A 2,895-nucleotide genomic window follows, 5' to 3' on the forward strand; every position below is an offset into this window, starting at 1 on the left:
AATTATGATGTTTATGCTTTCGTGTCTGAATATAGCAATGACTGGTTGGATAAAATAGAAAATTTAGGAGTTACTCTTGTAACCTATCAACTTAGTCGTGGAGGGTTAAATCCATTGGCTGATCTATGACTTTGGCTAGTTTCTTTTTAAATTGATCTCGTATAGCAACAGGGAGTTTTTCCCATTCTGCTGTAAAGTCCTTGTGACGTAAAAGCTTATAAGTCATCTAATGTGACTTCCTCAAACATCTCTTTAGGATCATTAATGCGCTTACGGACAAGAGCTAATAATTCTTCATCTTCTTCCGAAAGCAAAGCTTTTTTGACAGGCAGTTTCCCAGTCGTAGCAACATACTCAAGAATACTAGTGAAGAAATCCGTAGGTGCAATACCTTGCTCTTTAAGGATTGAATAAGATTTTTCTTTAAGGGCTTCATCGATCCTGAAGTTAACAGTAGCCATCATATTTCCCAAGTATTTAATGTACTAGGAACAGTGTAATGCAAATTGCATTACAAGTCGACTTTGCATAACAGCCATTATGTTAAATAGAATCAAAAAACCTCCAATAAAATCGTTATAGTATTATTATTTATTGAGTAGATAAGAGAATTAAATTAGTGAAATACTCAAATGAAAAAATAGTAAAAGCTCTCTTACTTTCTCCTTTACCACTACTTTTTTTCACAGCAGTCCTGTTTATCGTAATGAATCAGGAATACAGCCTATACTCGATTTTAGTGGTTCTTGTAGGGCACGGTCTTGTCTACTTGGCTTATTGTATTTTGACTGTACCTTTCAGCTTCATATTCTCAATTCTTTTAAATCGTTATAACAGTCTTAATTTATTAACTATCTGTATTGCCTCTATAATTATTGCTACTCCATTTTTTATTCTTTTTGGATGGAGTCACACAGGAGAAATTTCGAAAGAGTGGTGGAAGATGTATACAGATACATGGACTATCTTTATGGCTCTATTTCCTGGCTTATGTTATTGGCTATTTCTGATTAACCTAAAAGATAAGAAATCAAAGAATATTGAATAAACCATTGCATAGAGATTCTTAAATTTCCCTAAAATTAACATAATACACCTTATACGAAATGCGTTATAATTCTCTATAGAAATCAATGCTGTAGTTTCTAGTTGATAGCCCGAACATCCCTGTTCGGGCTTTTTTTATGATTTTTCACGTTCCACGCTTAATAAGTGAGCAATGTTTCACGACTTTGTTTAGGTTAATTGAATAATCAGGATGCCTGGTCTTTTTCTTTTTGGCGTTCATTCAGCTCTTTTTTGAGTGCCTTTTTATCCTGGTACGATGCAATCAGCATGATCGGGATCAGCAGCGGGGCCACAATAATTCCCAGGGCAATGTCTTTCAGTTTCGGCATGATCTCTCTCCCTTAGTCACTATCAAAAACAGCATTCAGCACACGGCCAAATAAGCCACGTTTTTTAGGTTGTGGCACTGCCACATTTTGCAACGTGGCATGCTGTAGCGTTTGCGTGTGGTATGCTGTAGTTTCTTGCTGTGGCACTGCCACATTTTCTACAATATTTAATTCATTATTCTTTTTATTATCATTGTCTTGTTGTGTTGTCGCATGCTGTGGCATATCTGTGTCGCATGCCGTAGCATCTTGTTGTGGCGCTGCCGTGGCGGGTGCAACAGTTTTTAACTCAATAAGCGTCTGCATACGGTCGATTTGCTGCATTAAACGCTCTTCACGTTCTTGGTATTTTTTAACTTCATTTTCTAAATGAATAATGAGTTTTTTTGTAGATTCATCGCTATCTGATGTAGAAGATTCAATTCGTTGAGATGTTTGCTCAGGCTCCCCAAAACATCTAATCACTTCCGAAAGGTCAAATTGACCATCACTAGAGCGTGATAAACGCCCATTACGTACAGCTCTGTAAATGGTTGACCTATCAATATGAAATTTTTTAGATACTTCACTTAGCGATAACTTAGCCATTTACTGTGTCCTTTTTATTTGATGGCATGTATCCCACTTTTTTTAGGTATGGGGCTAGTTCTTTGATTTTTTCAGAGTCTTGTAGCATCTCAGCAATACGAACAGCAAATTGAGGATAGCTTTCAGTTCCTTGTGAATAGCGACCCATTTCAGGGAGTTCTGAAAGTTTGTTTGCAAACATATGCCGTTGAGCATCGGTCATCTTTGAAAAAAGGTCTAAGGTATTCGGATCTCTTTCTATTGATGGATTATCCTTTTTCTTCTGTTTAAACGTAAAAGAAAAACCTGAAATTGATCGACCTTTTTTATGCTGTTCATATTTTACAGTTATATCCGTATGCTCATTTATTTGTTTAATAGCAAGCTCAAGTACACTAGTTTTAAAGCGCTCCATACGCTTGTACTCTGTATCGAGTACACCAATTCTTTGACGGAAATCACTTAGCTCTATAACTGGAGTAGAACCGGTACTTCTCCAAGCAATTAATAGTTCATATAAGCGGACAGCATAAGCACTACTGAGATTACTAACTTGCTGTAATTCGTATTTAGTAAAATGCTCTTCTAAACGTGTAATTAATGGGACTATGGCGGGGGCAAAGATAAGCTTAACCACTGCTTCATTATCTACATATCCAATTTCACTAACCCAACGGGATCTATAGTTCTCAATATTCCCTCTTTCATTTATTTTTTGATAACTAAATTGTCTAGCAAATAAATCATTACAGGCATCTTTTAATGCTTGATAGGCAGTATTGCGATGTACACCAAATTGATTGACATAGCCTCCGACATAATACCCATTTTTATCCTTGCCGGTCAGATGTGCAGGATAACGAAAGCCTACTTGTCCCCCTATCGTTCGATCATCATCCAGAAAAACCCCACCTTTCACATAAGCAATCCC

At 36.6% G+C, this 2,895-nt stretch carries 5 protein-coding genes and 2 pseudogenes; 2 read left to right on the forward strand and 5 right to left on the reverse strand.

All coding sequences use genetic code 11. From position 1 onward, the window contains the following. Positions 1–126 (forward strand): annotated as a pseudogene (locus FTV48_RS15075) (glycosyltransferase family 1 protein); the annotation flags it as partial. Here the strand turns inward: FTV48_RS15075 and FTV48_RS14370 are convergent. Beyond that, positions 116–226, reverse strand: a pseudogene (locus tag FTV48_RS14370) (type II toxin-antitoxin system RelE/ParE family toxin); the annotation flags it as partial. The pseudogenes FTV48_RS15075 and FTV48_RS14370 sit on opposite strands and share 11 nt — an antisense overlap. Beyond that, a complete protein-coding gene (locus tag FTV48_RS14375) occupies positions 216–461 on the reverse strand; it encodes a type II toxin-antitoxin system RelB/DinJ family antitoxin (RefSeq protein ID WP_000246755.1) in 246 nt (81 codons plus the stop codon). The gene FTV48_RS14375 and the pseudogene FTV48_RS14370, both read right to left, overlap by 11 nt. A 158-nt stretch (positions 462–619) precedes the next feature. Here FTV48_RS14375 and FTV48_RS14380 point away from each other — a divergent pair, with 158 nt between their 5' ends. Next, entirely contained in the window at positions 620–1,048 is a 429-nt protein-coding gene (locus FTV48_RS14380) for a hypothetical protein (protein ID WP_000877730.1), read from the forward strand. 205 nt (positions 1,049–1,253) lie between these two features. Here the strand turns inward: FTV48_RS14380 and FTV48_RS14385 are convergent, their stop codons facing one another. The 3 genes from FTV48_RS14385 to repM are packed head-to-tail and all read right to left on the reverse strand — an operon-like array spanning position 1,254 to position 2,892. Next, entirely contained in the window at positions 1,254–1,397 is a 144-nt protein-coding gene (locus FTV48_RS14385; RefSeq protein WP_001125248.1) for a hypothetical protein, read from the reverse strand. Positions 1,398–1,409: 12 nt separating this feature from the next. Next, the gene (locus FTV48_RS14390; RefSeq protein WP_180000749.1) at positions 1,410–1,985 is read right to left on the reverse strand and encodes a plasmid replication DNA-binding protein; all 576 of its coding nucleotides are present in this window, start codon (positions 1,983–1,985) and stop codon (positions 1,410–1,412) included. Further along, the gene (gene repM / locus FTV48_RS14395) at positions 1,978–2,892 is read right to left on the reverse strand and encodes a replication initiation protein RepM (RefSeq protein WP_373683539.1); all 915 of its coding nucleotides are present in this window, start codon (positions 2,890–2,892) and stop codon (positions 1,978–1,980) included. Before repM ends, FTV48_RS14390 begins: the two co-directional genes overlap by 8 nt. Positions 2,893–2,895: the final 3 nt, after the last annotated feature.

Origin of the sequence: Acinetobacter sp. YH18001 (assembly GCF_013416975.1) — a bacterium.
In the GTDB taxonomy this organism is placed as follows: domain Bacteria; phylum Pseudomonadota; class Gammaproteobacteria; order Pseudomonadales; family Moraxellaceae; genus Acinetobacter; species Acinetobacter pseudolwoffii.

Bases quoted from the DNA above. Each gene is read 5' to 3' on its own strand.
- FTV48_RS14375 (WP_000246755.1), bottom strand. From the start codon at position 461: ATGGCTACTGTTAACTTCAGGATCGATGAAGCCCTTAAAGAAAAATCT.
- FTV48_RS14385 (WP_001125248.1), bottom strand. From the start codon at position 1,397: ATGCCGAAACTGAAAGACATTGCCCTGGGAATTATTGTGGCCCCGCTG.
- FTV48_RS14390 (WP_180000749.1), bottom strand. From the start codon at position 1,985: ATGGCTAAGTTATCGCTAAGTGAAGTATCTAAAAAATTTCATATTGAT.